A 26624-nucleotide genomic window follows, 5' to 3' on the forward strand; every position below is an offset into this window, starting at 1 on the left:
GTATGAGTATCAACGGTAAAAAAGCGGACATCCTATGGATTTGAAGCTTATTTGTTTGCTTGAGTTGATTCTCTTTTCATGAGTGCCTATTAATAATTCAATATGTCAAAGAATGATCACTAATCGCACACAGGGTTTAAGGCTTCTTAGCCATGGGTTTGTTGCGCTTTTTATGCTATTGCTGTTTAGTGTCGCGTTGATGTTTGCCGTTCATGTGTTGGAGGTGATCGATCCTTTTGACGTGAATATGCCGCTTTATATATTGGCGGTGTTCCTCGCCGGGGTGTTTTCAACTCGGTTTAAGGAAGATCGTGTTGAGGGTAATGATATCAGCACTTTTCGCTGGGTAGGAGCGATTCGTAAGGCGAACTATCAGACTATGGTGCTTGCTCTGATGCTTTTTGCAGTTGTTTTTACTACGCGTGACAAGTCTGTCAGTCGCTTGCTGATAGTGTCTTTTTTAATGATGTATTGGGTGACTGCGGTGCCGCTGAATCGATACATTCCTGATTGGATTGCAGGTTTCGCCTTTCGTGGACATAATTCTGTGCGCACAATTTTTCTAGGTAGCGAGAAGTCTGCGCGACATTTAGAGGCTTGGGCAAAGCATCAACCGTTTTATGGGATCGATATTATCGGCCTGATCACTTATGAGATGTCGACGGATTTAAAGCTCCGGATGCCGATTTTGGGTGAGTTTATGGATATGTCGCTTATCATAGAGGCGTATAAGGTGAACCAAGTGGTGCTGCTAGAAACTCGTGATTCGGACTGGTGGGTGGATTCGGTTATGGATATCTGCGAAAAGGCTGGTTGCCGAATTTTAATTTATAATCCCTGGGAAGAGTATTTTGATAAAGAATTGATCCCAGTTAGCCAAGGCGGGCATACTTTTTTTTGTTTGCAAGAAGAGCCGCTGGAGAACCCATTAAATCGTGTATTAAAGCGAATGCTTGATATCTGTATCTCTTTGCCTGTCGTGATTTTTGTGATACCGCTGCTTTGTTTATTTGTGAAGCTTGTGCAGATGAGGCAATCGCCTGGGCCTTTATTTTTTAAGCAAGAACGCTCGGGCCAGCGTGGTCGTAAATTTCAAATTCTTAAGTTTCGCAGTATGCACGATCGTGGGGCAGATCGTTCGCGTGAGGGGGAACAAGCGAAACCGGGGGATGATCGAGTCTATACTTTTGGTGAGTTTTTGCGCAAGAGTAGTATCGATGAGTTCCCGCAGTTTATTAATGTCCTTTTGGGCAATATGAGTGCGATCGGTCCTCGACCTCATATGATTCAGCACGACGACGAGTTTAGTGAGCAAGTGAACATTTACCGCACGCGCCACTTTGTGAAGCCGGGAATCACAGGGTTGGCGCAATGTAAAGGATTTCGTGGAGAGGTGACGGAGCTCTTGTTGATTGAAGAGCGCGTGCGCTATGATTTGCAGTATATCCGGAATTGGTCGATCTGGCTCGACCTGTGGATTGTGTTTAAGACCGTACTGCAAGTGATTAAGCCGCCCAAGACGGCTTACTAGGTAGCTTGCTGGGGGCTTGCCGAATTGAATGAGGCATGCAAGCAGGCCTTGCGTCCTCTTTGCATGACGCGCTTGAAGTTAGGTGGCCTGCGCTTGAGGCTAAATTTTCTGTGGCACGCCATTGCGACTGCGAGTTGAATGTTGAAGCTTTAGATCTAGGCACAAAAAAACCGAAGCGCTCACTGCAGGGAGACTCGGGGCACTTGGCTCCTTGATTCTGCTGAGTGATGCGCTTCGGCGATGCGGCCTAAGCTTTAATCCGGACGCTTGAAGCGGCGCGCGGGCTTTTTGTCGCCACCAGCTGCTGGACCGCTGGGACGTGAGCCGCCTTCTGCTTTCTTGAATTTTCCGCCAGCGATTTTGCTTTTGGTTTTGAAAGGTTTCTTGTGCTTGCCGGCATCATTCCACTTGCGGTCGTTGTCGCCGCCACGTTCGTTGCCGCGTTTTTGGTAGCCGCCTCCGCCGTGCTTTTTGCGGTAACCGCCGCCGCTCTTATAGCCACCGCCTTTTTTGCCGCCTCCCTTGCGTGGTGGGTTGGGATCGAAGGCTTCATTGTCTTCAGCGATCTTTTCACCTTCGCGGCCTTCGTCGTTGCCGAGTAGATCGAACAGTGCGCTGGCGATGTCGGTCGGTGTGTGTCCTGCGTCCAATAGGCGGTCGACGAGGTCGTCGTGACGTTTGAATTTTCCTTCTTCGAGTGTGCTGCGGACTTGCTTGAAGACCTTATCTGCCTTGCGCCCTTCAACGTCTTCGAGACTTGGGATCGGCATACGCTTAACGACCTGGCGTGTGTAGCGCTCGATGGTTTCGAGGCGGTAGATGTCGCGGCCATATACGAAGGTGACGGACTTGCCCGAGCGTCCGGCGCGACCGGTGCGGCCGATGCGGTGGACATAGTCCTCGGGGTCGTGGGGCAGGTCGTAGTTGAACACGATGTCGACGTCATCGATGTCGAGTCCACGGGCGGCTACGTCGGTCGCTACAAGTAGCTCCACGGAGCCGTCTTTGAAGCGCTTGATCACGCGCTCGCGGTTAGCTTGTGTAATGTCCCCATGGATACGGTCGGCCACGTAGCCACGTGCGGTGAGCGCTTCGGTGGCATCTTCCACCATTTGCTTGGTGTTGCAGAAGACGATGCCGCGCGGGTTGGTCTCTAGGTCGAGTAGGCGGCAGAGTACTTCGATCTTTGAGCGATTGCGTACTTCGTAATACGTTTGTTCAATCGTGTCGACGGTCAGTGACTTACGCTCGATCGAAATCTGCTTGGCTTGGTGGCTGAAAGTTTTGATCAGGCCTTCGACGGCGCGATTCATTGTGGCGGAGAAGAAGAGCGTCTGGCGATCTTCCGGCATGTCGCCGAGGATGATTTCCATGTCCTCACGGAAGCCCATATCGAGCATACGGTCGGCTTCGTCGAGAATGCAGAGACGGATGCTATCGGTGCGGAGTGTCTTGCGTCGGAGGTGGTCCATTACGCGGCCAGGGGTGCCGACCACGATGTGGGCGCCTTTGCGTAAAGCACGCATTTGGCGATCAAGAGGTGCGCCACCATATACGGGCACGGCGACTAGGCCCTTGAGTGCTGCGGCTAGGCGGTGGATTTCTTCGCAGACTTGCACGGCGAGTTCGCGAGTTGGGCAGAGCACTAGCACTTGCGTTTCGGCGCGATCGATGTCGATGAGGTTCAGTGCAGGCAGGCCGAATGCGGCAGTTTTTCCCGAGCCAGTCTGCGAGAGACCGACGATGTCGTGGCCTTCCATGGCCACTGGGATGGTTTGTGCCTGAATGGGCGAGGGCGATTCGAAGCCGAGGCGTTCAATGCTCTCAATGAGTTCAGCGCGCAGGCCGAGGTCTGTGAATTTTGTATCCATAATATCTGTAAATATGCCCGTTGACCGGATATTTACCGATACTTGAGCGCGTGGTGGAAGCAGCCTTCTTAGATTGGCCTTCCTTGTAGTGAGGCGCAGGGCTTTGACAGCTCAAACGGAGATGACAAGGATTAAAATATGTGAGCAGCTTTATTCTTTAGGCTTTTGTGGGAGCGTTAATGTGAAAGTGCTGCCTTGCCCGAGTTCACTTTCTGCAGTCAGTGTGCCGCCAATGAGTTCGGCTAGTTTCATGGTCAATGATAGGCCGAGGCCCGTGCCGCCGAAGTCGCGCTGCGTTGTTGTAGAGCCTTGCACGAAGGGTTCAAAGACGCGCTTCAAGGTTTCTGCATTCATGCCAATACCAGTGTCTTTTATTTGTATGCTGACTTGGTCGGTGTCCACTTGAGATAGACGCATCTCGATGCTGCCGCTCTGGGTGAACTTGCGTGCGTTGTTGATTAAGTTAGAGAGTATTTGCCGAATGCAACGCTGGTCGGAGATGATTGGAGCGACCTGCTCGTCTATGTGAATGTCGCAATCCAGGCCTTGCTCGCGGATCAACTGGCTGAACAGCTTGGCTTCTTTTCTTAGGACACCTGCGAGATCAACCTTTGCCCATGTCACGTCCATCTGGCCGGACTCGATTTTAGCGCTATCGAGTAGGTCGTTTAGTATTTCAAGCATACCTTGAGCACCGTCGAGAATGGTTTGGCTCATCTCTCGAACTTCATCGTCTTGGGTGTCGCTTAGGATCATTTGCGCAAAGCCCATGATTCCGTTGAGGGGATTACGGATCTCGTGGCTAGTTTGAGCGATGAGGAAGTCTTTCGACTCGCTTGCGCTGAGTGCATTCTCGCGGTCGTGTTTGAGGCGTAATTCCCGCTTAACTTCACGTGTGATGTCTGCAGCGATCGAGTGGAATTCAGTGATGGCGCCTTCGCGGTTTTTACGTGGCACGTTGTGCCAGCGGCAGGTGATGCGGCGTCCGCTTTTGGTGACGTTTTCATTTACTTGAGTGCGAACTCCGTCTTGTCTGAGGGTATTGATGCCTTCCTGGAGTATGGGCATCGCGCTCGTCGGTACGATGAGGTCAATCTTCTGTCGGCCTACGACCTCTTTAGCCGACCATCCGAACAATAGTTCAGCTTCTTGATTCCAGTGGGTGATGGTTCGGTTGATGTCCCATACTATAAAGGCGAGCGGTGCGCCCTCAAACATGTTCTGGTATTCATTTTCCCGTTCAGACAGGAGTTCGTCGCTGACTTTGCGCCGCTTGATTTCGGCTTCAAGGCGTCGTCGTCCATGCCATTCTTTCCAGGCGATGAGCCCTAGGCTAAGAATACTGAGCAAGCCAATTCCAATCAGCTTTAGGGGGTAGCGTTCGCTGAGTGGTAAAGCATCGCGATATAGCATCGCCTCAAGGTCGGGAATCTCGTCAATCATTCCGACGCTTTGGAAAGTTTCTGCGATATGTTTCCAGCGTCCTATGTGCATATAGCCGATCTCGATGATTTCTGGGCGTATGAGGTCGATCGAGCGTAGTGCTTCGTATTCGAGTGCTTCGCGGCTTTTGATCGTTGGGTATTTTTCAAGTATCAGCTCGATGATTGAATATGGGTTTTTAAGCGCGTAGTCCCAGCCTTTGAGGCTAGCTCGTCTAAAGGCAGCGACCGTGTCTGGGTTGCTTTTTGAGAATTCTTCGGTCGTAAATAGGATGTCGCTATAAAAATCGATCCCAGCGCTACGTGGGCTGAATATTAGGGGTTGCTGTCCGAGTGCTCGGATCGCGAATGGTTCATCGGTGATGTAGGTTGAAATGGCGTCCACTTCACCATGATGGAGTGGGAGTGGGGAGAACGTGTGATCGATGAACTGGATGGATTCTAGATCGATTTGCTCCGCTTTAAGCATGGCTATGAGATCCGCGGATCCAGGCTCTAACATGATGCGCTTACCTGCGAGGTCGTGAATGCTTTGTATTTCATTTCCTTGGATCGCTGCGAAAGCATTCGGGGAGTGTTGGTATATGGCAGCGAGTGCTTGAATGGGAGTCTCGGAGGCCTGAATCAGTAGCAGGTCCGCACTCGAGACACCGAAGTCTGCCTCACCTGCTAGGACTACATCGGTTGGTTTTCTGTCCTGGCTCGCTTCCAGTAGTTGGACTTCAAGTCCTTCAGCTGCGTAATAACCTTGCTCAATGGCTGCATAGTAACCTGCGAACTGAAACTGATGCAGCCATTTTAGCTGTAAACTTACTTTCTCCATGCCGCAGGCTGCGTTGCTTGTGAAGAAAGCGAGTATGCTGAGAATTAAACCGTGCCGGAAGGCTTTCATAATGGAAGTGGTACTCTGATTTTAGCTTAGGTTATGTAAAGCTGTAAGTGCAGATGTCGTCTTGTCAGTGAGCAGAGAGCTTAGAGCTGTTGTGGAGGGGGCGCTCGATTGCGTTTTGGCGGGTTTATTAGTAAAGGATCGGGATTGTCGTCGGACGCGAAGTCGTAAATTTTACACAATTTGAAATAAGCCCTTGATTTGTCACTTGTTCGAATACTATGCCAAAGAATGTCCGAATCTTGGAAAATAGCTGCTTTCTACCATTTTACTGATCTGCCGGATCGCGATGCCTGGGCGGAGCGTATGGTGGATCATGGTCTAAAAGTGGGCTTGCGTGGCACACTTATCTTTGCGCCGGAGGGAGTGAATTCAACGTGCGCTGGCTCGCATGAGGCGATTGATGCGACGATCGCCTTGCTGAAGTCCGATCCTCGTTTTGAGGACATGGAGGTGAAGTATTCCTATGCGGACTTTAATCCTTTTCCGAAGTTTAAGGTCAAAAAGAAGCCTGAGATTGTAACTTTTCGCCAGGAGGGGGCCGATCCGCGTGAGGATGTGGGGACCTATTTGGAGCCTGAAGAGTGGAACGATCTCATTATGGATCCCGATGTGATTACGATTGATACGCGTAACGACTACGAGGTCGAGGTGGGGCAGTTCAAAGGAGCCATCAATCCTAAGACGGGAGATTTTACAGAGTTTGCTAAGTTTGTAGATGAACACCTTGAGTCGCAAAAGGGGAAGAAAATCGCCATGTATTGTACGGGGGGCATCCGTTGTGAGCGCTCGACCGCTTATTTGAAGAAAAAGGGCTTTACTGAAGTCTACCACTTGAAGGGGGGGATTTTGCGCTATTTAGAAGAGATGCCTAAGGATCAGAGCCTTTGGGAGGGGGATTGCTTCGTTTTTGATTATCGCGTCGCTGTGGATCATGATTTGAAGCCTGCAAAGTGGAAAATTGACCCGGCAACCAGTCATCCAAAGCGTATGTCGGAAGATGAAATTGAGAAGATTGCTGAGCGTCGGCGCAGTGGGGCGATTTTTAAGAAGCCCTATACTGTTTAGTGTTTTCTGTTTTGGGATGTTTTTACTCCGTCTCGGAGTAGTTTTTGCAGTCGGGGCTGTGTTAATATGGTCGGCTATCTGTGCACGATGGTCCTGGATGGTGCGTGTGCAATGAGTATAAATGACTGACTGACAATAGATAATGAATATTAGAACTCGAATTCTAAGTAATAAAAGCTGTGCTGCTCTATTCGCGGTGCTCGCATTTTCGCTCAACACGATGGCTGAGGAAGCTGTTACTGCAGAGATCAAGGAGGCGACCTTGACCGGCGAGCATATGGAAGGGGCTGTGACTAGTCTCGATTCTGCGAACAATGTGAGTGGTGAGACCTTGGATGAATGGTCGGCTAATGACTTGCACGATATATTTAAGAATACGATCAGTGTTGCCTCGGGGGGGCGTAGCCAGTCGCAGGATATTTATATCCGCGGTTTGCAGGCCACACTTGCCAATGTGACTGTTGACGGAGCGCCTCAAGTGGGGGCGATCTTTTATCACGCGGGCACTGGGGGTGCCATTGAGCCTGAGCTGCTCAAGGCCGTCAATGTGAGCGCTGGAACGGGCAATGCTCTGAGTGGTGCGGGCGCCCTTGGTGGTGCCATTGCTTATGAGACTAAAGACGGCTTTGAGCTACTGCGTGAGGGCGAGCGTTTCGGGGGGCAGGTCAAAGGGACCGTTTTCTCGACTGGCGAAGGAGGCTATAAGGCCAACATCATGGGCTACGGTTTGATTACTGATGATTGGAGCTACTTGGTCTCCTTGGGACATAGCGACATGGGTAATTATGATGATGGTAACGGTGATGAAGTCTACAATACCGAATATGAGCGCGACAGTGCTTTCTTGAAGGCTTCAGGGCATCTTACTGAGAGTCAGTCGATTTCTGTCAGTTACGAGTACCTAGAGGATGATGGAGCGGGCGGTATCGCGCTGAATAAGGACACAACGCCGAGTGATAGCGTCAATTCGCAGCGCCGTGACACATTGAACGTACATTACGATATCGATCCTTTCAATAATGACTTGGTCAGCATCGAGACCAACGCTTACTATACTAAACGTTCGCTTAATGCGACCGGAAGGGAAGAACTTAGCATTGCATCCGTGGGCTACGATCTGCGTAACACGAGCGTGTTCGGAGCTTTAAAGCTGACTTATGGCACCGACTATCGCGACGATACTTACGAGAGCGAGGGGGATGATGTGGAAGCTGAGAGCAATGTGATTGGCCTCTATGCTCAGGGGGACTGGGATGTTTCCGAATTGTTGACACTCTCTGCTGGTGCCCGCTGGGATCGCTATGCAGCCGAGGCCTACGATGGCACGGATGTCGACCAAAATGGGCTCAGTCCTAATGTGACGGCTATCTTGAAGCCGGTGGAAGGTCTTGAGTTGAGCGCGAGTTACGCAGAGGCGATTCGCGGGTATCAGCCCAACCAGCCGATACTTAATGGTGTGTCGGTCGATCCTGCGGTGGATTATGAGACTTCACGTAATCTAGAGTTCAGTGCAGAATACAGTTTTGGGCATTACTATCTGGGTGCCAGTGTCTATCAGTTCAAGATCGATGATGTGCTCAATACGAATAGTAAGAGCGCCGATATCACAAATTCGGCGGATTATGAGAACGACGGATACGAAATTATGCTGGGCGCAAGATACGATCATTGGAGCTTCCGAGCGGGTGTGACAGAGAATGATCCAGAAACATATTTCTTCAATGGTACAGACGCTGATTCCACGACACTGCTAAACGCTAAGATCGGTCGCTCTTGGTTCAGTAGTGCCGAATATGGCTTTCATCAAATTGGTTTAACGGTTGGCTGGCGCGTGGACTATGTCGAATCCACAGTCGATGATGGCAGGACTAAGGGCTCATATGTCGTGCATGATGCCTTTGCGCGCTGGAAGCCGAGTCAAGTTGAGGGGCTGACTGTGAATTTGACCATCGCCAATGTCTTTGATAAGTTCTATTACGACCACAGCTCATTTGGGACATTTTTTCCCGAGGTTGGTCGCGAAGTCTCACTTGGTCTGACTTACGAGTTCTAGCCCGTGCGCGCGCGTTCAGGCCCCCTGATCTTACTGGAATACAGTAGCTTTTAAAGTGCAGTATTTTTTTGAATTAAGTATTGACTGAGTAGGGGACGGGGGGCACTTTCGCGGGCTTTCCAAAATTCAACCCTTCTGTGTTTTGGATCTCCGGCTCTTTACAATCTAAATCATCATTTGCGATGTGCCCTTGTAGCTCAGTGGTAGAGCGCATCCTTGGTAAGGATGAGGTCGGCGGTTCGATCCCGCTCGAGGGCTCCATTTCGGAATTAACAAGCAACTCAAGTAAACAATCTCTCAACACTAAATAACATCAATCATGGCTAAGGAAACATTCGAAAGAACAAAACCACACGTCAATGTCGGCACTATCGGTCACATTGACCATGGCAAGACAACTACAACTACTGCGATCCTGAAGGTTCAAGCAGACAAGGGCTTGGCTCAGTTCAAGTCTTATGCTGATATTGCTAAGGGTGGTACTGTTCGTGACGCGACTAAGACAGTGACTATCGCTGTGGCACACGTTGAGTATGAAACTCCGACTCGCCACTATGCACACGTTGACTGCCCAGGTCACGCTGACTTCGTTAAGAACATGATTACTGGTGCCGCTCAAATGGACGGTGCAATTCTTGTTGTTTCCGCTGCAGATGGCCCTATGCCACAAACTCGCGAGCACATCCTTTTGGCTCGTCAGGTTGGTGTTCCAACAATCGTTGTATGGCTCAACAAAGTTGACCTTCTTGATGACGAAGAGCTTCTTGAGCTTGTTGAGATGGAAGTGCGTGATCTTCTTTCCAAGTATGAGTATCCTGGCGATGATATCACAATTGTTCGTGGTTCCGCAACAGCTGCTCTTGAGGACAAGCCAGGTGGTGCTGATGCAATCACTGCGCTTATGGATGCAATTGACAACGATATCGCTGAGCCTGCTCGCGAAATCGACAAGCCTCTCCTTATGTCTGTTGAAGACGTTTTCTCCATCACAGGTCGTGGCACAGTAGCGACTGGCCGTATCGAGCGTGGTGTTGTTAAGGTTGGTGAAGAAATCGAAATCGTCGGTATGGGCGACACTCAGAAGACAACTGTTACTGGTGTTGAAATGTTCCGTAAGCAACTCGATCAAGGTATGGCCGGCGACAATGTTGGTATCCTTCTTCGTGGTATCGATAAGGACGCTATCGAGCGTGGCCAAGTTATTGCTAAGCCTGGTTCGATCACTCCTCACACAACTGCTAAGGCTGAGCTTTACGTCCTTTCTAAGGATGAAGGTGGCCGTCACACTCCTTTCTTCGATGGCTACCGTCCACAGTTCTTCTTCGGAACAGCTGACGTTACTGGTATCATCAAGTGCCCAGAGGGTGTTGAGATGGTTATGCCTGGCGACAATCTTACAGTCGAAATCGAACTCGGTAAGAAGATCGCTATGGAAGCCGGACAGCGTTTCGCTATTCGCGAGGGTGGCCGCACAATTGGTGCCGGTCGTATCGCTGAAGTGATCAAGTAGATCGCTTCGACTTTATAGTTCCAGTTTTTGCCGAGGGCTCTCCATGGGCCCTCGGCTTCACTGTTATTTTGTAGAATACAGGTATACCTATTACAGGAGAGTAGTTCAATTGGTAGAGCAACGGTCTCCAAAACCGTAAGTTGTGGGTTCGAGTCCCTCCTCTCCTGCCATTTTATAATTCATGAAAAATCCATTCACAAGCATCCGTCTCTTTTATAAGGAGACTTTGACAGAGCTGAAGAAAGCCTCTTGGCCCTCCAAGATTGAGCTGCGTGATTCGACCTGTGTCGTTTTGATCGCCACTGTCATCCTTGGCTCTTATGTCGCATTGATCGACTTCTCGCTTATGAATGGTGTCGAATTGCTCACCTCTTGGGTGCGCTAGTAGAGCCAGCGGCTCGGGGGCTCCGGACTGCTTGGTCCTTTGAGTGCTTCAGCCATTCGCGCCAGTTGAGCGCTCTTTTCGATTTTACACTTTTAGTTATTCTGCCGCACGCGGCTTCATCTTCCCGTCTTAGACTCTATAATGTCAGATTCCTCTTCCATCACAGGCCCACGCTGGTATGCTGTTCAGACCCTTTCGAATCAAGAGGGTAAGGCAAAGAAATATCTTGATAAGTTCATCGCTGTTGAGGAGATGGAGGAGTTCGTCTTTGACGTGCTCATGCCTACCGAGACTGTGACTGAGGTCAAGGCCGGTAAGAAAAGCACCAAGACTCGTAAATTTTACCCCGGCTATATTTTCGTCAACATGCGTCTTTACGACGATGATGGCAAGTTGTTGCAAAAGCCTTGGTATTTTGTCCGTGAAGGCCACGGTGTTATTAATTTTGTCGGAGGCGACCACCCGACGCCGTTGAAGAAAAGCGAGATTGATCGCATTCTCAGTCAGGTCGAAGATGCCGAAGGTAAAGAAAAGCCGAAGATCGAGTATGATATCGGTGAAATGGTCAAAGTTAACGATGGTCCCTTTGCGAATCTCGTTGGCAAAATTGAGGAAATCGACCCAGACCGGGGCAAACTTAAGGTTTCCGTATCTATTTTCGGGCGTTTCACGCCTGTTGAACTTGAATACTGGCAAGTCCAGAGAACAGAAGAAAGCTAATCCGACATGTCTAAGAAAATCACAGGACAAATCCGTCTCCAATTGCCAGCAGGCGCCGCAAATCCAGCACCTCCCGTTGGACCCGCTCTTGGTGCTCAAGGTGTTAATATCATGGGGTTCTGTAAGGAATTCAATGCGAAGACTAAGGATCAAGCAGGCATGATTTTGCCTTGTGTGATCACTGTCTACGCAGACCGTTCTTTCAGTTTTATCCTTAAGTCGCCACCGGCTGCGATTCTTTTGAAGAAGGCTGCTGGTATCGCAAAGGGATCTGGTGTGCCTAATAAAGATAGGGTCGGCCAGGTCACTCGTGCACAAGTGCTCGAAATCTGCGAGATCAAGAAGAACGACCTCAATGCTAAAAACGAAGAGGCTGCTTTCAACATTATCGCTGGTACTGCACGCTCCATGGGGCTTGAAGTCGTCGGCTAGGTCTGAAACGAATTTACGTGCCCATCATGTAGATGGACACTATAACCACAAAAGAGATATAACAATGGCAACCCAGCAAATTAAGGGAAGCAAACGCTATCGTAGCGCAGTCGAAATGGCTGATCTTACGAAGACTTACTCGGTCGAAGAAGCGTCTGCGTTACTAAACAAACTACCTAAGGCTAAGTTCGACGAAACCGTCGAAATTTATGCCCATCTCACGGTTGATCCTCGCAAGAGTGATCAAATGGTTCGTGGCACTCTCCAGCTCCCTCACGGTAGCGGTAAAACAGTGCGCGTGATCGTTTTCACCGAAAACCCAGAAGAAGCTAAGGCCGCTGGTGCGGACGAAGCAGGCCTCGATGAACTGATCGAAAAGGTCACTGGCGGTTGGACCGATTTTGATGTCGCAATTTCCACAACCAGCGCTATGAAAAGCGTCCGTAAGGTCGCTCGTGTGTTGGGACCCCGTGGCCTTATGCCGAATCCTAAGTCCGGCACAGTGACTGACGATATCGTCGAAGGTATCAAGCAGGTCAAGGCAGGTCGTGTCGAATTCAAGATGGATAAGACTGCAAACGTCGCCATCGTGGTTGGTAAGCGTTCTTTCTCGCCGGAGCAATTGGCAGAAAATGCAGTTGCTGCAGTCAATGCGCTGATCGAGGCGCGTCCGAAGGCAAGCACTGGCAAATACATTAAGAGTCTTGCTTTGAGCTCTACAATGAGCCCCGGGCTCGCTGTGGACGTAGCTGCATACAACAAAGCTTAAACAAGGACACATAACATGAGACCAGAAAAACAATATCTCGTTGAAGAGGTGAGCAATCACCTTAACAAGTCCGACTACGTATACCTTACGAACTACGAACGCATCACTGTTGATGAAATTGCTGAGCTTCGTGCTCAACTTTCCGAATTTGATGCAGAGTTTCACGTCATCAAGAACAGTATCTTCGGTGTTGCTGCAGCGGCACAGGAGCTTCCTGACTTAGGTGAGTATCTTAAGGGACAAACCGCGATCGTCGTTGGCGGTGATAACCCATCGGGTGTCGCTAAGGTGATCGGTGAGTTCTTCAAGAAGAAGGACAAGGTCGAAATGAAGGCGGGCATCTTGAATGAGCGCGCACTCACAAAAGAAGAAATCGAAGCCCTTGCAAAGCTGCCAGGTCTCGAAGTGCTTCGCGCACAACTTCTCGGCCTACTTACACAGCCTGCGACTGGATTCGTCCGCGTCATCAACGCTGTGCCGCAAGGCCTCGTCAATGTATTGCAAGCCAAAGTTCGCAAAGAAAACGGCGAGTAATCGTTATCCACAAATTTTTAGGCCGTCACTTCTCGCAATTTGTGGGGTGGCGGCCTAATTCACAAAAACAACCATATAAAAATAAGGTTAGAGGGATACTCCCTTTAAATACTCCGACTCTCGGGGTGCTAACCATTGAAAGGTAAAACATCATGGCAGATATCACTAAAGAACAAGTCGTCGAATGGCTCTCCGCACAAACAGTGCTCGAAGTTGCTGATCTCGTTAAAGAACTCGAAGAGAAGTGGGGCGTTAGCGCTGCAGCTCCTGTAGCTGTTGCTGCAGCTGGACCCGCTGCTGCTGCTGAAGCTGTTGAAGAAAAAGACGAATTTGACGTCATCTTCAAGGCTGCTGGCTCTAACAAGATCGCTTCGATTAAGGAAGTCCGCGCTATCACAGGTCTTGGCCTGAAGGAAGCTAAGGACCTCGTCGAAGGTGCACCTAAGCCAATCAAGGAAGGCTGCACAAAGGACGAAGCTGAAGAGATCAAGAAGAAGCTCGAAGCTGCCGGCGCTGAAGTCGAATTGAAGTAATCACGGGAACTCCGAATTATATTCAATAGTTACAAAATTTCACAGTTAGGTGGGCTCACCCAAATCGGGTGAGTCGCGCCTAGCTGTTTTTTGCTTTTCCGCTGAGTCCCACTCAGCAACCTCTCAGAACACACTCATTATACACCGTCACTCGGGACATCCATTATGTCAAAGCGCTTAAATTTCGGTCAACTCAAGGAAGTTATCCAGCCACCCAATCTGATTGAAAATCAGGTCGATTCCTATAAGGAATTCTTACAAATGGACGCGGCTCCCAGCCAACGGAAGACCGTCGGCCTCGAAGCCGTCTTTTCAGAAGTCTTCCCGATCGAAAGTTACGATAGCCGCTGCCACCTTGAATATGTGAGCTATAGTGTTACACCGCCTCGCGAGACTGAGATCGAAGCGATCCGCGAGGGTGTCACATATTCTGTATCGCTTTATGTGAAACTTCGCCTGCGCGAAGAGGACCACATCAAAGACGAAGAAATTTACATGGGTGAGCTACCCATGGTGTCCGAGCGTGGCTCGTTCATCATCAATGGCGCTGAGCGCGTCATCGTCAGCCAGCTGCACCGTTCGCCTGGTATCGCTTTTGAAGAAAGCGTTCACACCTCGGGTAAGATCTTGCACGCCTTCCGTATCATTCCTGACCGCGGCACATGGCTTGAAGTTCAGTTCGACCAAAACGACCTCCTTTATGTCTACCTCGACCGCCGTCGCCGTCGTCGTAAATTCCTACTCACTACTTTGCTGCGTGCGATGGGCTACGGCTCGGATGCAGATATCTTGAACCTCTTCTACGAGATGGATGAGATCACAGTAGCCGATGCGCTCAAGCTCGACTCTGTATCGAACCTGGTCTTGACAGAAGATATCGTGGATGCGGACAAGGGGATCGTGTTGGCACGTGCTTTTGAGCCGCTTACAAAGACGATCATCCGCTCTTTCGAAAAGGCTGGCCTTAAGAAGGTCGTTGCCATCGATACCACAGTGGATGACGGCGCGATCATTCGCTGCCTCAAAAAGGATCCTACCCAGAACGAAGAAGAAGCGCTCAAAGATATTTACAAGCGCCTGCGCCCGGGTGAGCCCCCCACAACTGCCAATGCTAAGGCATTGTTGAAGCGTCTTTTCCAAGATCCACGCCGCTATGACCTGGGTCGTGTCGGTCGCTATAAGCTCAATCAAAAGCTTAAGATGGATACCGATCTTGAGTTCCGTGTGATCGGCGCTGAAGATGTGGTGGAAGCGACTAAATACCTGACACGCCTGAAGCGCGGTGATGGCACACTTGATGATATTGACCACTTGGGCAGTCGTCGCGTGCGCACCGTAGGTGAGTTGCTTGCCAACCAGTGCCGTGTCGGTCTGGCTCGTACAGAGCGTCTGGTTAAAGAGCGCATGACTCTCTACGATCAAAGCGTCGATTCGATCAGCCCTCAGAAGCTGATCAACCCGAAGGCACTCAGCACTGTGATCCGCGATTTCTTCGCTCGCAGTCAGCTGTCTCAGTTCATGGACCAAATTAATCCTTTGGCCGAACTGACTCACAAACGTCGTCTCTCTGCACTCGGACCCGGTGGTCTGAATCGTGAGCGTGCCGGTTTTGAGGTGCGTGACGTTCACCCATCTCACTACGGTCGTATCTGCCCGATTGAGACTCCTGAAGGTCCCAACATTGGTCTGATTAATTCGCTTTCCCTCTACTCGCGCATTAACGAGTTTGGTTTCATCGAGACGCCTTACCGCAAGGTCGTCGATGGCAAGGTGCTCGAAGATGTCGAATACCTCAACGCTGACCAAGAAGAGCCGTACATGATTGCGCAGGCCAACTCTGAGTTGGATGAGAATAGCAATCTGGTCGGTCGCGTGACTTGCCGTAACCAAGACGAGGTGCTCGAGCTTAGCCCGGAAGAAGTTCACTACATGGACGTCTCGCCGAAGCAATTGATTTCCGTGGCTGCAGGCTTGATTCCGTTCCTCGAGCACGATGATGCCAATCGCGCGCTCATGGGATCGAATATGCAACGTCAAGGTGTGCCTCTTCTTCAGTCCGACTCCCCATTCGTGGGCACGGGTATTGAAGAGCGCGTTGCGATTGACTCGAAGACAGTTGAAGTCGCCGATATCGACGGCATCATTGCTCAAGTCGATGCCAACCGTATCGTGCTGACTGCTGACGGTGAGCTGCCTAGCAAGCCTAAAGACTTCAAGACAGATCCTAAGAAGGGTATTTACATCTACGATTTGCGTAAGTTCATGCGCTCCAATGCGGGCACATGCTTCAACCAAAAGCCAATCGTTCATCGCGGTCAGCCTGTGAAGAAGGGCGACATCCTTGCGGATGGTGCTTCCACTCAAGACGGCGAACTCGCAATCGGGCGTAACATCCTCGTGGCCTTCATGCCATGGAATGGGTATAACTTCGAGGATGCGATCCTGATCTCTGAAAAGATCGTCAAGGACGACATCTTTACCTCGATTCACGTCGACGAGTTCGAAGTCACTGCACGTGATACCAAGCTCGGACCGGAAGAAATCACTCGTGATATTCCAAACGTCGGTGAAGAAGCACTCAAGGACTTGAACCACGACGGTGTCATCCGCGTGGGTGCAGAGGTCAAGCCTGGCGATATCCTCGTCGGTAAGATCACTCCTAAGTCTGAAACTGAGCTCGCTCCTGAAGAAAAACTCCTCCGTGCGATTTTCGGTGAGAAGGCTGCCGATGTGAAGGACACCTCTTTGGTCGTCCCATCCGGCGTGCGTGGTATCATCATGGACGTCAAAGTCTCTGCCCGCGTTGATGGTGAGCCTGAGCAAATGTCTGCTTCCGATCGCCGCCGTCAGGTGAAGAAGATCAACGAAGAATACCGCTCACAAAGCGATAAGCTTCGCGAAGATCTCACAGAGGCGCTTTCTAACATCCTACTTGGTGAAAAGATCCCACTGGATGTGAAGAACGGCGAATCTGGTGAAATTATCATTCCTGCGAATCGCAAGATCACTAAGACTTTGCTCCGCCGCTTGGCAGCCGTCTCCAAAGACATCGAGATCGATCCTTCACCGGTTAAGATCAAGATCATGGAGATCGTCAGCAATTACCAAGGTAAGTTTGATGAGCTTGATTACGATCGTGAACGTAAAATCGAGGGCGTCCAGTCCGGCGAAGATGCGGATCAAGGTGTGGTCAAGAGTGTTAAAGTCTACATCGCTAAGAAGCGTAAGATGCAGGTCGGTGATAAGATGGCCGGTCGTCACGGTAATAAGGGTGTGGTCGCGAAAGTGGTACCTGAAGAGGACATGCCACACCTTCCAGACGGCACTCCAATCGAGATCTGCTTGAATCCTCTCGGGGTTCCCTCTCGTATGAACGTGGGACAGGTCTTGGAGACTCACCTCGGTTGGGCATGTAAGAAGCTCGGCATCAAGGTAGCGACTCCTGTGTTCGATGGTATTTCTGAAGCTAAGGTGCGTCAGTACCTTGAGGAAGCAGGTCTTCCTTCCACTGGTAAGAGCATTCTTTACGATGGTCAGACCGGTGAAGCACTCCACCAAGAGGTCGTGGTTGGCTACATGTATATGTTGAAGCTCAATCACTTGGTTGCTTCGAAGATTCACGCTCGTGCAGTGGGTCCATACTCGCTCATTACCCAGCAGCCGCTCGGTGGTAAGGCACAGTATGGTGGTCAACGTTTCGGGGAGATGGAAGTTTGGGCGCTCGAAGCGTATGGCGCAGCCTATACGCTACAGGAGCTGCTCACCGTCAAGTCCGACGATGTTGCAGGCCGCACACGCATCTACGAATCGCTCGTTAAGGGTGACAACAGTCTACAAGCGGGAACGCCTCAGTCGTTCAACGTTTTGATGAAGGAAATCCAAAGTCTCTGTCTCGATGTTCGACTCGGCACCGAAGGGAAGTTCGAGCTCGACACCGCGATCGACGTCTAAAGGGCGCCATCATCCTTTATTCCGCAACATTTCAAAAAAGGTTTACTAAATGAGCAACGAAGTAGCACGCGACGTCCTAGGCTATGAAGCCACCAAATCATTCGACCGTGTCGGCATTACAGTCGCCGCCCCCGAGGCCATTCGCGAATGGTCCCGTGGTGAGGTGAAAAATCCCGAAACGATTAACTATCGCACATTCAAGCCAGAGCCAGGCGGTCTTTTCTGCCAACGCATCTTCGGCCCTGTGCGCGACTACGAGTGCGCTTGTGGTAAATACAAGCGTATCAAATACAAGGGTGTGATTTGCGACCGCTGTGGCGTTGAAGTCACTGTGTCTCGCGTTCGCCGTGACCGCATGGGCCACATCGAACTCGCTGTCCCTGTCTCTCACATCTGGTTCCTGAAGAGCATGCCTAGCCGCCTTGGCTTGCTGCTTGATATCACTGCACGTAACCTCGAGCGCGTTATCTACTACGAGAACTACCTCGTGATCGATCCAGGCAAGACACCGCTTGAAGAGCGTCAACTCCTGACAGATCGTGAATACCTACAGGCCCAAGAAGAGTATGGCGAAGATTCCTTCGTCGCTCGCATGGGTGCTGAAGCAGTGCGCGACGCACTCGCATTGGTGGACTTGGAGTCTACTGTCGTCGAGTTGCACGAGCAAATGCACGCCACTCGCTCGAAGCAGATCAAGAAGAAGATCTCCAAGCGTTTGAAGACCATTCAAGGCTTCATGGAATCCGGCACTCGCCCAGAGTGGATGGTCCTCGAAGTGCTTCCAGTCATTCCACCAGACCTTCGTCCCTTGGTGCCGCTTGAAGGTGGCCGCTTTGCGACTTCGGATTTGAACGACCTTTACCGTCGTGTCATCAACCGTAACAACCGCCTGAAGAATCTTCTTTCTCTGAAGACTCCAGACGTGATCATTCACAATGAGAAGCGCATGCTGCAAGAGGCTGTGGATGCGCTCTTCGATAATGGTCGTCACGGTCGCGCCGTCACTGGTGCTGGCAACCGTCCGCTCAAGTCGCTCTCTGATATGCTCAAGGGTAAGCAGGGGCGCTTCCGTCAGAATTTGCTCGGTAAGCGCGTTGACTACTCCGGTCGTTCCGTGATTGTTTCCGGTCCATCACTTAAGCTGAACCAATGTGGTCTGCCTAAGAAAATGGCATTGGTTCTCTTCGAGCCATTCATCATCCGTCGCCTCAAAGAGCTCGGCTTCGTGCACACCGTTCGCGGCGCACGTAAGATGATCGAAAAGCAGTCGCCAGAAGTTTGGGATATTCTTGAAGAAGTCACAGCAGGCCACCCAGTTCTCTTGAACCGTGCGCCTACATTGCACCGTCTTTCCATTCAGGCCTTCGAGCCTGTGTTGATTGAAGGTGATGCGATTCGTGTGCACCCACTCGTTTGTACTGCATATAATGCTGACTTCGATGGTGACCAAATGGCGGTTCACGTGCCTCTCTCGCTGGAATCAGTGATGGAAGCAAAGACGCTAATGATGGCGACGCACAATATCTTCTCACCATCTTCTGGTAAGCCGATTTTGACTCCATCGCAGGATATCGTTCTCGGTTCCTACTTCCTCACGCTGGACCCACCCGTCAAGCCAAAGGAAGGCGAGCGTCTGCCTATGGTCGTCGATGCCGACGAGCTCGACTCCGCAGTCGTCGATGGTGCTCTCAACGTGCACGATTGGATCAACTACATTAACCCTGACTTCGAAAAGGGAGGCAGTGTATTTGGCAATTCCGAGAAGAAGGTGATCCGCACCACAGTGGGGCGTGTCATCTTCAATACCATCTGGCCCAACGAACTTGGTTTCGTTAACTTCCCAGTGCCTAAAGGCAAGTTGGGTGACCTCATTCTCCAGACCTACAAGACTGTCGGCCGCGAGCGCACCGTCACCACTCTCGACCGCCTCAAGGATACAGGCTTTAAGATCGCAACCCGTGCTGGTGTCTCCATCGGTATCGATGACATGATCATTCCTGCTGCGAAGCCTGGCATTGTTAAGGGCTCTCGTAAGAAGATCGACGAAGTCGAAGGTCAGTATAAGAAGGGTATCATCACCGAAGGTGAGCGTTACAATAAGATCATCGATATCTGGACTGGTTGCACGGATGACATCGCTAAGGCGGTATTCGAAGAGCTTAAGTCCAATGGTGGCAAAGAGTCTGTGAATCCCGTTTACTTGATGATGGATTCTGGTGCTCGTGGTAACAAACAACAAGTCCGTCAGCTTTGCGGAACTCGTGGTTTGATGGCCAAGCCATCCGGTGAAATTATCGAACGTCCGATTCTTTCCTCTTTCCGCGAAGGTCTTTCTGTTCTCGAATACTTCATCTCGACACACGGTGCTCGTAAGGGTCTTGCCGATACCGCGCTTAAGACTGCGGATGCTGGTTACCTCACTCGTAAGCTCTGTGACGTTGCTATGGACTGCATCGTTGAAGACTTCGACGATGGCAACCGTGACGGTGTCTGGAAATATGCGATCTACGAAGGTGACGACGAAATCGTTTCTCTTTACGACCGTATTGTCGGCCGTTGCTCCTCCAACGATATCAAGAATCCGCTCAACCCTGACGAGTTCCTCGTCAAAAACGGTGAACTGATTTCAGAGGAAGCAGCCCGCAAGATCGAAGATGTCGGCGTCGAGCGTGTGAAAGTTCTTTCCGCACTCACCACACGTAAGAAGGTCGGTATCACCGCACTTGAATACGGAATCAATCCTGCATACTCGGCTATGGTCGAGCGTGGCTCTTCTGTTGGTATCATCGCGGCTCAGTCGATTGGTGAGCCCGGCACTCAGCTGACCATGCGTACTTTCCACATCGGTGGTATTGCATCGGGTGTGCTTAAGAATCCTGAAATTAAGATCCGCACCGGTGGTAAGGTTGTTTATAAGGGCCTCCGTATCGTGCAGACTGCAGATGGTGCGAACATCGTTCTTAACAAGACTGGTTCTGTGCAAATCCTCGACGAGGACGATCGCGAAATCGAAACCTATAAGATCGTAGTTGGTTCCGTTCTGACTAAGGGCGACGGTGAAACCATCGAGAAGGGTGAAATCCTCTCCATGTGGGATCCGCACAACATCCCAATTCTCTCCGAGAAGGCAGGTCGTATCAGCTTCACTGATATGATTCCTGGTGTGACTATTAAGCGCGAGCTTGATGAGTCCACCGGTCGTATCGCCACTGTGGTGATCGAGCACAAGGAAGACTTGAACCCTGCGGTCAACATCGTCGACGACTCCGGTAAGACCATTGCTACTTATGCAATTCCTACTGGAGCTCAGGTTGCTGTTAATGATGACGACGAAATCGCTCCCGGCACCATGCTTGCCAAGACCCCACGTCAAGCGTCCAAGACGCAAGACATTACCGGTGGTCTGCCACGTGTTGCTGAGCTCTTCGAAGCACGTCGTCCTAAGGACGCCGCGGAGATGGCTAAGATCGATGGTATCGTTTCCTTGGATGGCACTGTCCGTGGTAAGAAGAAGCTTCTAGTGACCGATCCAGAGTCGGGTGATGAAGAAGCACACCTCATCCCACACGGTAAGCACCTCGTTGTTCAAGTCGGTGACCTCGTCCACAAGGGCCAGAACCTGACAGAAGGTGGCGCCGATCCGCACGAAATCCTCGAGATTCTCGGACCCTCCGCTGTGCAAGACTATCTCATCTCTGAGATTCAAAAAGTCTACCGTCTGCAAGGTGTGGAAATTAACGACAAGCACATCGAAGTCATCATCTCGCAAATGCTTAAGAAGATCCGCATCACCGATCCAGGTGACTCCGACTTCTTCTGGGGTGAGCAAGTTGATCGCTTCACGTTCATGTCGGCCAACGAGCACATTGAAGATGCTGGCGGTATGCCTGCTGAAGGTGAGCCGGTGCTACTCGGTATTACCAAGGCATCGCTTGAAACAGAGTCCTTCATCTCTGCCGCGTCCTTCCAAGAAACCACTCGCGTGCTCACCGATGCCTCCACATTGGGCAAGGTCGACATGCTCAAGGGCTTCAAGGAAAACGTCATCATGGGTCACTTGATTCCTGCGGGCACCGGCCTTCCAGCCTACCGCAACTTGCGCATCGACACTCTCGGTGCCGAGATGGAGCAGCTCAGCCCCGAAGAAGCAGCCGAGCGCATCGAAGGTGTGGCCTTGCCAACACCAGAGTTCAACGCAGAAGGCACGCCCGAGCCCGTAGAAGCGGTCGTTCCTGAAGCGGATGCAATCGAGTCTGATGTTGAGACCACTGACTCACCCGATGCCGAAGCCAGCTAATCGCTAGCTAGGATATTATTTACAAAGAGCCGCCCTGCAAAGGGCGGCTCTTTTGCGTTCAGCCCCACGCAGCAAAGGTTGGAGTCCCGTCTTTAGACGGCCGCGCTGTATCGGTGCGTACTATTGCGGAGGATTAAAACTAGTATTCCTAGCTCTTGCTAAGGGGGATTATTATTTGCTCTTGTAGGACGTTAGTTGATGAATTGTGATATTCGATATATGGCAATACCAGATTTTCAGTCCCTGATGAGGCCTCTCCTTAAAGCTCACGAGGATGGTGAAGAACACCTCAATCGTGATTTAGTAAATGGATTGGCCGATCTTTTTGATTTAACTGAAGAGGAGAGGCGTGAGATGCTGCCTAGTGGCGGAGCTCGTCTTTTTGATAACCGCGTTGGCTGGGCAAAATCTCATATTTCACAAGCAGGCTTACTTGAGTCACCACGTAGAGCCGTATCTATAATCACGGATAAGGGCCGTCAGGTCCTCTCTCAGCATCCTGATCGCGTAGATCTTAAAATTCTTAATGAATTCCAAGAATATCGCGACTTTCGTAATAGGAAGAAACAAAGTGTTGAGTCATCTACGAGTTCAGAGGAAGTTCCCGATGAAGAGGAGCAGACTCCAGAAGAAGCACTTGAAAATGCATATCTAAAAGTCAGATCACAAGTGGAAGCTGATTTGTTAGCCTTAACCATGAGTAATCCACCGGAGTTTTTAGAACAGGTAGTCGTTGATTTAGTGGTTCGCATGGGCTATGGCGGAAGTAGAAAGGATGCTGGCGAAGCGCTTGGACGTTCTGGCGATGAAGGGATCGATGGTATCATCAAGGAAGATCCTTTAGGCTTAGACATTATCTATTTGCAGGCGAAGCGTTGGGAGGGGAGCGTTGGCAGGCCTGAAATTCAAAAATTTGCAGGAGCTCTTCAGGGGCAACGTGCGCGAAAAGGCATCTTTATTACGACCTCTACTTTCTCCAGCGGAGCCCTTGAGTATGTGTCGCACATTGAATCAAAGATCATTCTAATTGATGGGCAGCGTCTTGCGAAGCTTATGTTTAATCACGGAATCGGTGTGGCTAGTGCCTCGAATTATGAAGTGAAGCGAATCGATACTGATTATTTCGCGGAGGTCTAAGCCGCGAATGAACGAATCCATGTGATCAAGTCTTCGATGCCATCGAACGCTTCACGCTTTGCGGCGTGTTCAACGCTCCAGCGACCTGAGCCCACTGTGATCGCAAAACTGGCAGTGTCGTGTTCGCTTGCGATGCCGAAGCCTAATCGCTCCAGAGCGCGCTGTGTCCAGATGCGTTCTAGACCGGCGCCTTCAAGTTTCACTTTTAAGCAGGCCATGGGATGCGTGCGAAAGCTACCCGCGGCTGCGTCCCAATCGAGCTTGTCGTTGGCAAAGACCTCGGCAAATTGCCCATTCAGCGCGAGCGCTTCTGGGGGCCCCTGAATCAATTGCCCCGTAGGCGTCATTAGCCACAGACGATCGGCAAAGCGTAGCGCTAAATCTAAGTCGTGGGTCGAGAGTAGTAGGGCCAGGTTCTCCTTGCGAGCCAAGCTACGCAGGATCGACATCAGTTCCACGCGGCGTGGTAAGTCAAGAAATGCGGTTGGCTCGTCGAGTAGCATTAACTTCGCCTCTTGTGCCAGTGCGCGCGCGATGGATACCTTTTGCCGCTCCCCGTCGCTCAATTCCGCGACTTGGCGGTTGGCCAATGGCATGGCACCGACCGCATTTAGCGACCAAGTGACACGTTCTTGATCGTGAGCCGTCAGCCCGCCAAACCAGCCAGAATAGGGGTGCCGGCCGAGGGAGACTAGCGAGTGCACATCCATCATGCCGGTGGGCATGGTATCCGTCAGCACCACGCTGACAGCGCGTGCCCGTTCTCGCGGTGCGATGGAGTTCAATTCTTGGCCTGAAAGCGTCAATTTGCCCGAGAGCGGGGGTTGCATGCCAGCCAGTGTACGAATCAAAGTCGATTTGCCCGCACCATTGGGGCCGAGTAGGCAGACGAATTCGCCCCCATGCAAGGCGCAGTCGAGTGTCTGTGCGATCGTACTGCTTTCGGCGCCGTGTTGGTAGCCGATGCTCAATTGCTTTGCGGTGAGTAATGCCTCGCTTGCCATCTTAGAACAGTCGCTTCAGTTTACGTTGTTTGACCAGTGCTGCAATAATGACGGGTGCGCCCACCAGTGCAGTAATGGCATTTAGCGGCAGCACTAGGTCCAAGCCGGGCCCACGTGCCACTAAATCGGCAGAGGCGGAAAGTAGGGCGCCCACTAAGATTGAAGCCGGAATGAGCACACGGTGCTGACTGGTTTGAAAAAGATAACGGCTTAAGTGAGGCGCTGCGATGCCGAGAAAGCCAATCGGTCCGCAAAATCCCGTCACCGTGCCTGCGAGTAGCGACGCGCCCAGTAGCACGAAGAAGCGCACTTGTTTCGCGCGCGTGCCCACACTTTCCGCATAGTGTTCGCCCAGTAGTAGCGCATCCAGCGGTTTCATGAAAAGCGCGCTTAAGCCAATGCCGGCTAAAATCGCTGGCGCGAAAAACTTCATTTGTGGCCAACTCACATTGCCGTAGTCGCCAAAAGACCAGTTGATAAAAGACTGTAAGCGTTCGGCCATGCTGAAGAACATCAAGATGCTCACCAGTGCGCCGATGGTGTAGCTAATCATGAGTCCAATGATCAGCACCGACATAATGTCCACGCGTCGCGACAACAGTAACACGACAAAGAGTGTCGCCGCAGCGCCTCCACTGGAGGCTAGGATCAAGAGCATTTGCCCCGAACTCTCCAAGCCATCCGTTAAAGTTAAGCCAACGGGGCCTATGATTAGCAGCACGACGGCGACGCCTAGACTCGCGCCAGAGTTGACACCCAACACAAAGGGATCTGCCAGCGGATTGCGAAAGACCGTCTGCATCAGCAGTCCAGCTGTGCCCAAGGCCGCACCTGCGAGTAGCGCGGTCATCACTTGCGGCAGTCGAAAGTCCACTATGATCTGCCGATGTATCGCGTTGACGCTCTCGTTGCCGAGCAAGGCCTGTAATACCTCGCCCAAAGAGAAATTCGCACTGCCCAAGCAAATGCTGAGAGCCGACACAATCAACAAGCCTAGCCCGATGATCAGAAAGAGCCAAAGCCTACGCATGGATGCCTGGTTGATCGTATTGCTCACAATATAATTAGCACGGGTCGTGAGCGTTTGCTTTGAAGCGTTCGTCTATAATCATGATTTCTGACTCTAGTCGAGCAGCTGCTTTGGCGCAATCAAACTATTTCGCCGCCAGGCGTATTTTGAGCGCAGCAGGATGGCCTTTCTTTGCGGGGTAGCGCAAAGCATGGCGAATGACCCAACGGCGGTTCTTTGCGCGTGCCCGATCGCTCATGGCAGCGCTCTCTGCGAGCCAGCGTTTGCAGGTTTCTAATACCAGTTCCAGGTGGTCTTTAGCAATGTCGCCCAAGTGGTTCGCCACGGAGCGCCGCACATAGAGCTCAGGGTCATCTTTCAGCTGTTCCAGCAGCGGCAAACTGAGTGTTGGTTCGACTTGTATATTCTTCAGTCGCATTGCCCATGGCAGGCGCGAGCGAGTGCCTTCGCTGACGAGGCGTCGCACATGTGGGTTTGGATCTTGGCACCATGTCTCCAATGCTTGGAGACAGTCCGTCTCATGCTCAATAATGAACGGGCGAATGCTAAACTCTGCCGTGTAGCGTTGGGTGAGCTCGTAGTTGGCGCGCATCCCGTTTTCGAAGTCGGCAACTGCGTAGCGCCCGATCCACTCGGAGTGCGGCATGTAGAACATCGGCGCGAGACCGTAGTCTTGTGTGACTTCCAGTTTTGAGCCAAAGGATTGGATGACGAGCTCGCAGGCCCGACCGATGTCCTTGGGCAACTGTTGATTCAGGGCGTGAGCAATATGACGTGCGCGGTCTTTGAGTTCAAAGCTTTCCAGCCCTCGACTGGCCGCCAGAGTAAAGGCCTGAACGTCGAAATTAGCATCCACAGCAGCAAAAGATTCCGCGATCAGCCCGACCAGTTTGGCGTCGATCAATTGCTTGAGCGGCACCCCCGTCAGAATAGTGTTGGGAGCGAGGAATCTTTCGGATGGGTGCATTGTTTACTGAATGGATTACCGGAAAAGAAGGAAGCGATTAGTTGCAGATGATAGTGTATTTCGACAGATGGAATCGAGACAGATTGAACGTTCAAGGTCCAGCCGTGATTGGGACCCGGCGACTGTTGACGTGACTGGAGACTATGACCTGTAGCGAACTTGCGCGAGCAAGGTCTTGGGAACGTCGAACGTTCAACGTCCAAGGTCGAATGTTGAATGGCCTACCGGCGTAGGGCGCGACTCACGAAAATTGGCTCGTAGCGAACTTGCGCGAGCAAGGTCCAGCTGCGCTTGGGGCTTGTGGACTGTTGACGTGACTGGCGTCACATCGCTAGAGCAATCTTCAGAAGTTAGCTGAGATATCAACGAATGATTTTTCGTTTAAATGTAGTCGCTTAAGGTCTTGTTGAGATCTGTCATGCGCACTGATTTAGCGATGATTCATTGATGCGTATCTGTCGCTGAATCATTGACTGTGGTTCGCAGTGGGGTGAAGCGCTT

General features: G+C 51.2%; 18 protein-coding genes and 2 tRNA genes. 15 read left to right on the forward strand and 5 right to left on the reverse strand.

Going from position 1 to position 26624, the window contains the following annotated elements; all coding sequences use genetic code 11:
- Nucleotides 1-112: 112 nt before the first annotated feature.
- Nucleotides 113-1531: an exopolysaccharide biosynthesis polyprenyl glycosylphosphotransferase gene (locus QEH52_RS08690; RefSeq protein ID WP_308949769.1), complete on the forward strand. Its 1419-nt coding sequence runs from the start codon at nucleotides 113-115 to the stop codon at nucleotides 1529-1531.
- A 254-nt stretch (nucleotides 1532-1785) separates the two neighbouring features.
- Here QEH52_RS08690 and QEH52_RS08695 read toward each other — a convergent pair whose 3' ends face one another.
- Both QEH52_RS08695 and QEH52_RS08700 read right to left on the reverse strand, forming a co-directional pair.
- Entirely contained in the window at nucleotides 1786-3402 is a 1617-nt protein-coding gene (locus QEH52_RS08695; protein ID WP_308949770.1) for a DEAD/DEAH box helicase, read from the reverse strand.
- Nucleotides 3403-3552: 150 nt separating this feature from the next.
- Complete coding sequence (locus tag QEH52_RS08700; RefSeq protein WP_308949771.1) at nucleotides 3553-5736, reverse strand: ABC transporter substrate-binding protein; 2184 nt, start codon at nucleotides 5734-5736, stop codon at nucleotides 3553-3555.
- 228 nt (nucleotides 5737-5964) lie between these two features.
- On the opposite strand from QEH52_RS08700, the gene trhO reads away from it, so the two are divergent.
- The 14 genes from trhO to QEH52_RS08770 all read left to right on the forward strand — a co-directional run bounded on the left by trhO (nucleotide 5965) and on the right by QEH52_RS08770 (nucleotide 23122).
- Nucleotides 5965-6801, forward strand: coding sequence for an oxygen-dependent tRNA uridine(34) hydroxylase TrhO (gene trhO / locus QEH52_RS08705; protein ID WP_308949773.1), 837 nt, complete (start codon nucleotides 5965-5967; stop codon nucleotides 6799-6801).
- 142 nt (nucleotides 6802-6943) lie between these two features.
- Nucleotides 6944-8854, forward strand: coding sequence for a TonB-dependent receptor domain-containing protein (locus tag QEH52_RS08710; protein ID WP_308949774.1), 1911 nt, complete (start codon nucleotides 6944-6946; stop codon nucleotides 8852-8854).
- Nucleotides 8855-9040: 186 nt separating this feature from the next.
- A tRNA-Thr gene (locus QEH52_RS08715) sits at nucleotides 9041-9115 on the forward strand.
- A gap of 58 nt (nucleotides 9116-9173) precedes the next feature.
- Nucleotides 9174-10364, forward strand: coding sequence for an elongation factor Tu (tuf, locus tag QEH52_RS08720; protein ID WP_308949775.1), 1191 nt, complete (start codon nucleotides 9174-9176; stop codon nucleotides 10362-10364).
- A 94-nt stretch (nucleotides 10365-10458) separates the two neighbouring features.
- A tRNA-Trp gene (locus QEH52_RS08725) sits at nucleotides 10459-10534 on the forward strand.
- An 11-nt stretch (nucleotides 10535-10545) separates the two neighbouring features.
- A complete protein-coding gene (secE, locus tag QEH52_RS08730; RefSeq protein WP_308949777.1) occupies nucleotides 10546-10749 on the forward strand; it encodes a preprotein translocase subunit SecE in 204 nt (67 codons plus the stop codon).
- A gap of 141 nt (nucleotides 10750-10890) precedes the next feature.
- A complete protein-coding gene (gene nusG, locus QEH52_RS08735; RefSeq protein WP_308949778.1) occupies nucleotides 10891-11469 on the forward strand; it encodes a transcription termination/antitermination protein NusG in 579 nt (192 codons plus the stop codon).
- Nucleotides 11470-11475: 6 nt separating this feature from the next.
- Entirely contained in the window at nucleotides 11476-11901 is a 426-nt protein-coding gene (rplK, locus tag QEH52_RS08740) for a 50S ribosomal protein L11 (RefSeq protein WP_308949779.1), read from the forward strand.
- Between the two features lie 64 nt (nucleotides 11902-11965).
- Nucleotides 11966-12670, forward strand: coding sequence for a 50S ribosomal protein L1 (rplA, locus tag QEH52_RS08745; protein WP_308949780.1), 705 nt, complete (start codon nucleotides 11966-11968; stop codon nucleotides 12668-12670).
- 15 nt (nucleotides 12671-12685) lie between these two features.
- Complete coding sequence (gene rplJ, locus QEH52_RS08750) at nucleotides 12686-13204, forward strand: 50S ribosomal protein L10 (RefSeq protein WP_308949781.1); 519 nt, start codon at nucleotides 12686-12688, stop codon at nucleotides 13202-13204.
- Nucleotides 13205-13356: 152 nt separating this feature from the next.
- On the forward strand, nucleotides 13357-13737 hold the full coding sequence (gene rplL / locus QEH52_RS08755) for a 50S ribosomal protein L7/L12 (RefSeq protein WP_308949783.1): 381 nt from the start codon (nucleotides 13357-13359) through the stop codon (nucleotides 13735-13737).
- Between the two features lie 165 nt (nucleotides 13738-13902).
- The gene (gene rpoB, locus QEH52_RS08760; RefSeq protein ID WP_308949784.1) at nucleotides 13903-17688 is read left to right on the forward strand and encodes a DNA-directed RNA polymerase subunit beta; all 3786 of its coding nucleotides are present in this window, start codon (nucleotides 13903-13905) and stop codon (nucleotides 17686-17688) included.
- A gap of 49 nt (nucleotides 17689-17737) precedes the next feature.
- On the forward strand, nucleotides 17738-21985 hold the full coding sequence (gene rpoC, locus QEH52_RS08765) for a DNA-directed RNA polymerase subunit beta' (protein WP_308949785.1): 4248 nt from the start codon (nucleotides 17738-17740) through the stop codon (nucleotides 21983-21985).
- 219 nt (nucleotides 21986-22204) lie between these two features.
- Nucleotides 22205-23122 (forward strand): restriction endonuclease, encoded by a 918-nt coding sequence (locus QEH52_RS08770; protein WP_308949787.1) that lies wholly within the window; start codon nucleotides 22205-22207, stop codon nucleotides 23120-23122.
- Here QEH52_RS08770 and QEH52_RS08775 read toward each other — a convergent pair.
- From QEH52_RS08775 to QEH52_RS08785, 3 genes are all read right to left on the reverse strand, one after another.
- Nucleotides 23119-24126: an ABC transporter ATP-binding protein gene (locus QEH52_RS08775; RefSeq protein WP_308949788.1), complete on the reverse strand. Its 1008-nt coding sequence runs from the start codon at nucleotides 24124-24126 to the stop codon at nucleotides 23119-23121. The genes QEH52_RS08770 and QEH52_RS08775 overlap by 4 nt on opposite strands.
- A 1-nt stretch (nucleotide 24127) precedes the next feature.
- Nucleotides 24128-25183, reverse strand: coding sequence for a FecCD family ABC transporter permease (locus QEH52_RS08780; RefSeq protein ID WP_308949790.1), 1056 nt, complete (start codon nucleotides 25181-25183; stop codon nucleotides 24128-24130).
- A 97-nt stretch (nucleotides 25184-25280) separates the two neighbouring features.
- A complete protein-coding gene (locus QEH52_RS08785) occupies nucleotides 25281-26123 on the reverse strand; it encodes a hypothetical protein (protein ID WP_308949791.1) in 843 nt (280 codons plus the stop codon).
- Nucleotides 26124-26624 lie beyond the last annotated feature (501 nt).

The organism is Thalassobacterium maritimum, from assembly GCF_031127805.1.
Classification (GTDB): domain Bacteria; phylum Verrucomicrobiota; class Verrucomicrobiia; order Opitutales; family Coraliomargaritaceae; genus Thalassobacterium; species Thalassobacterium maritimum.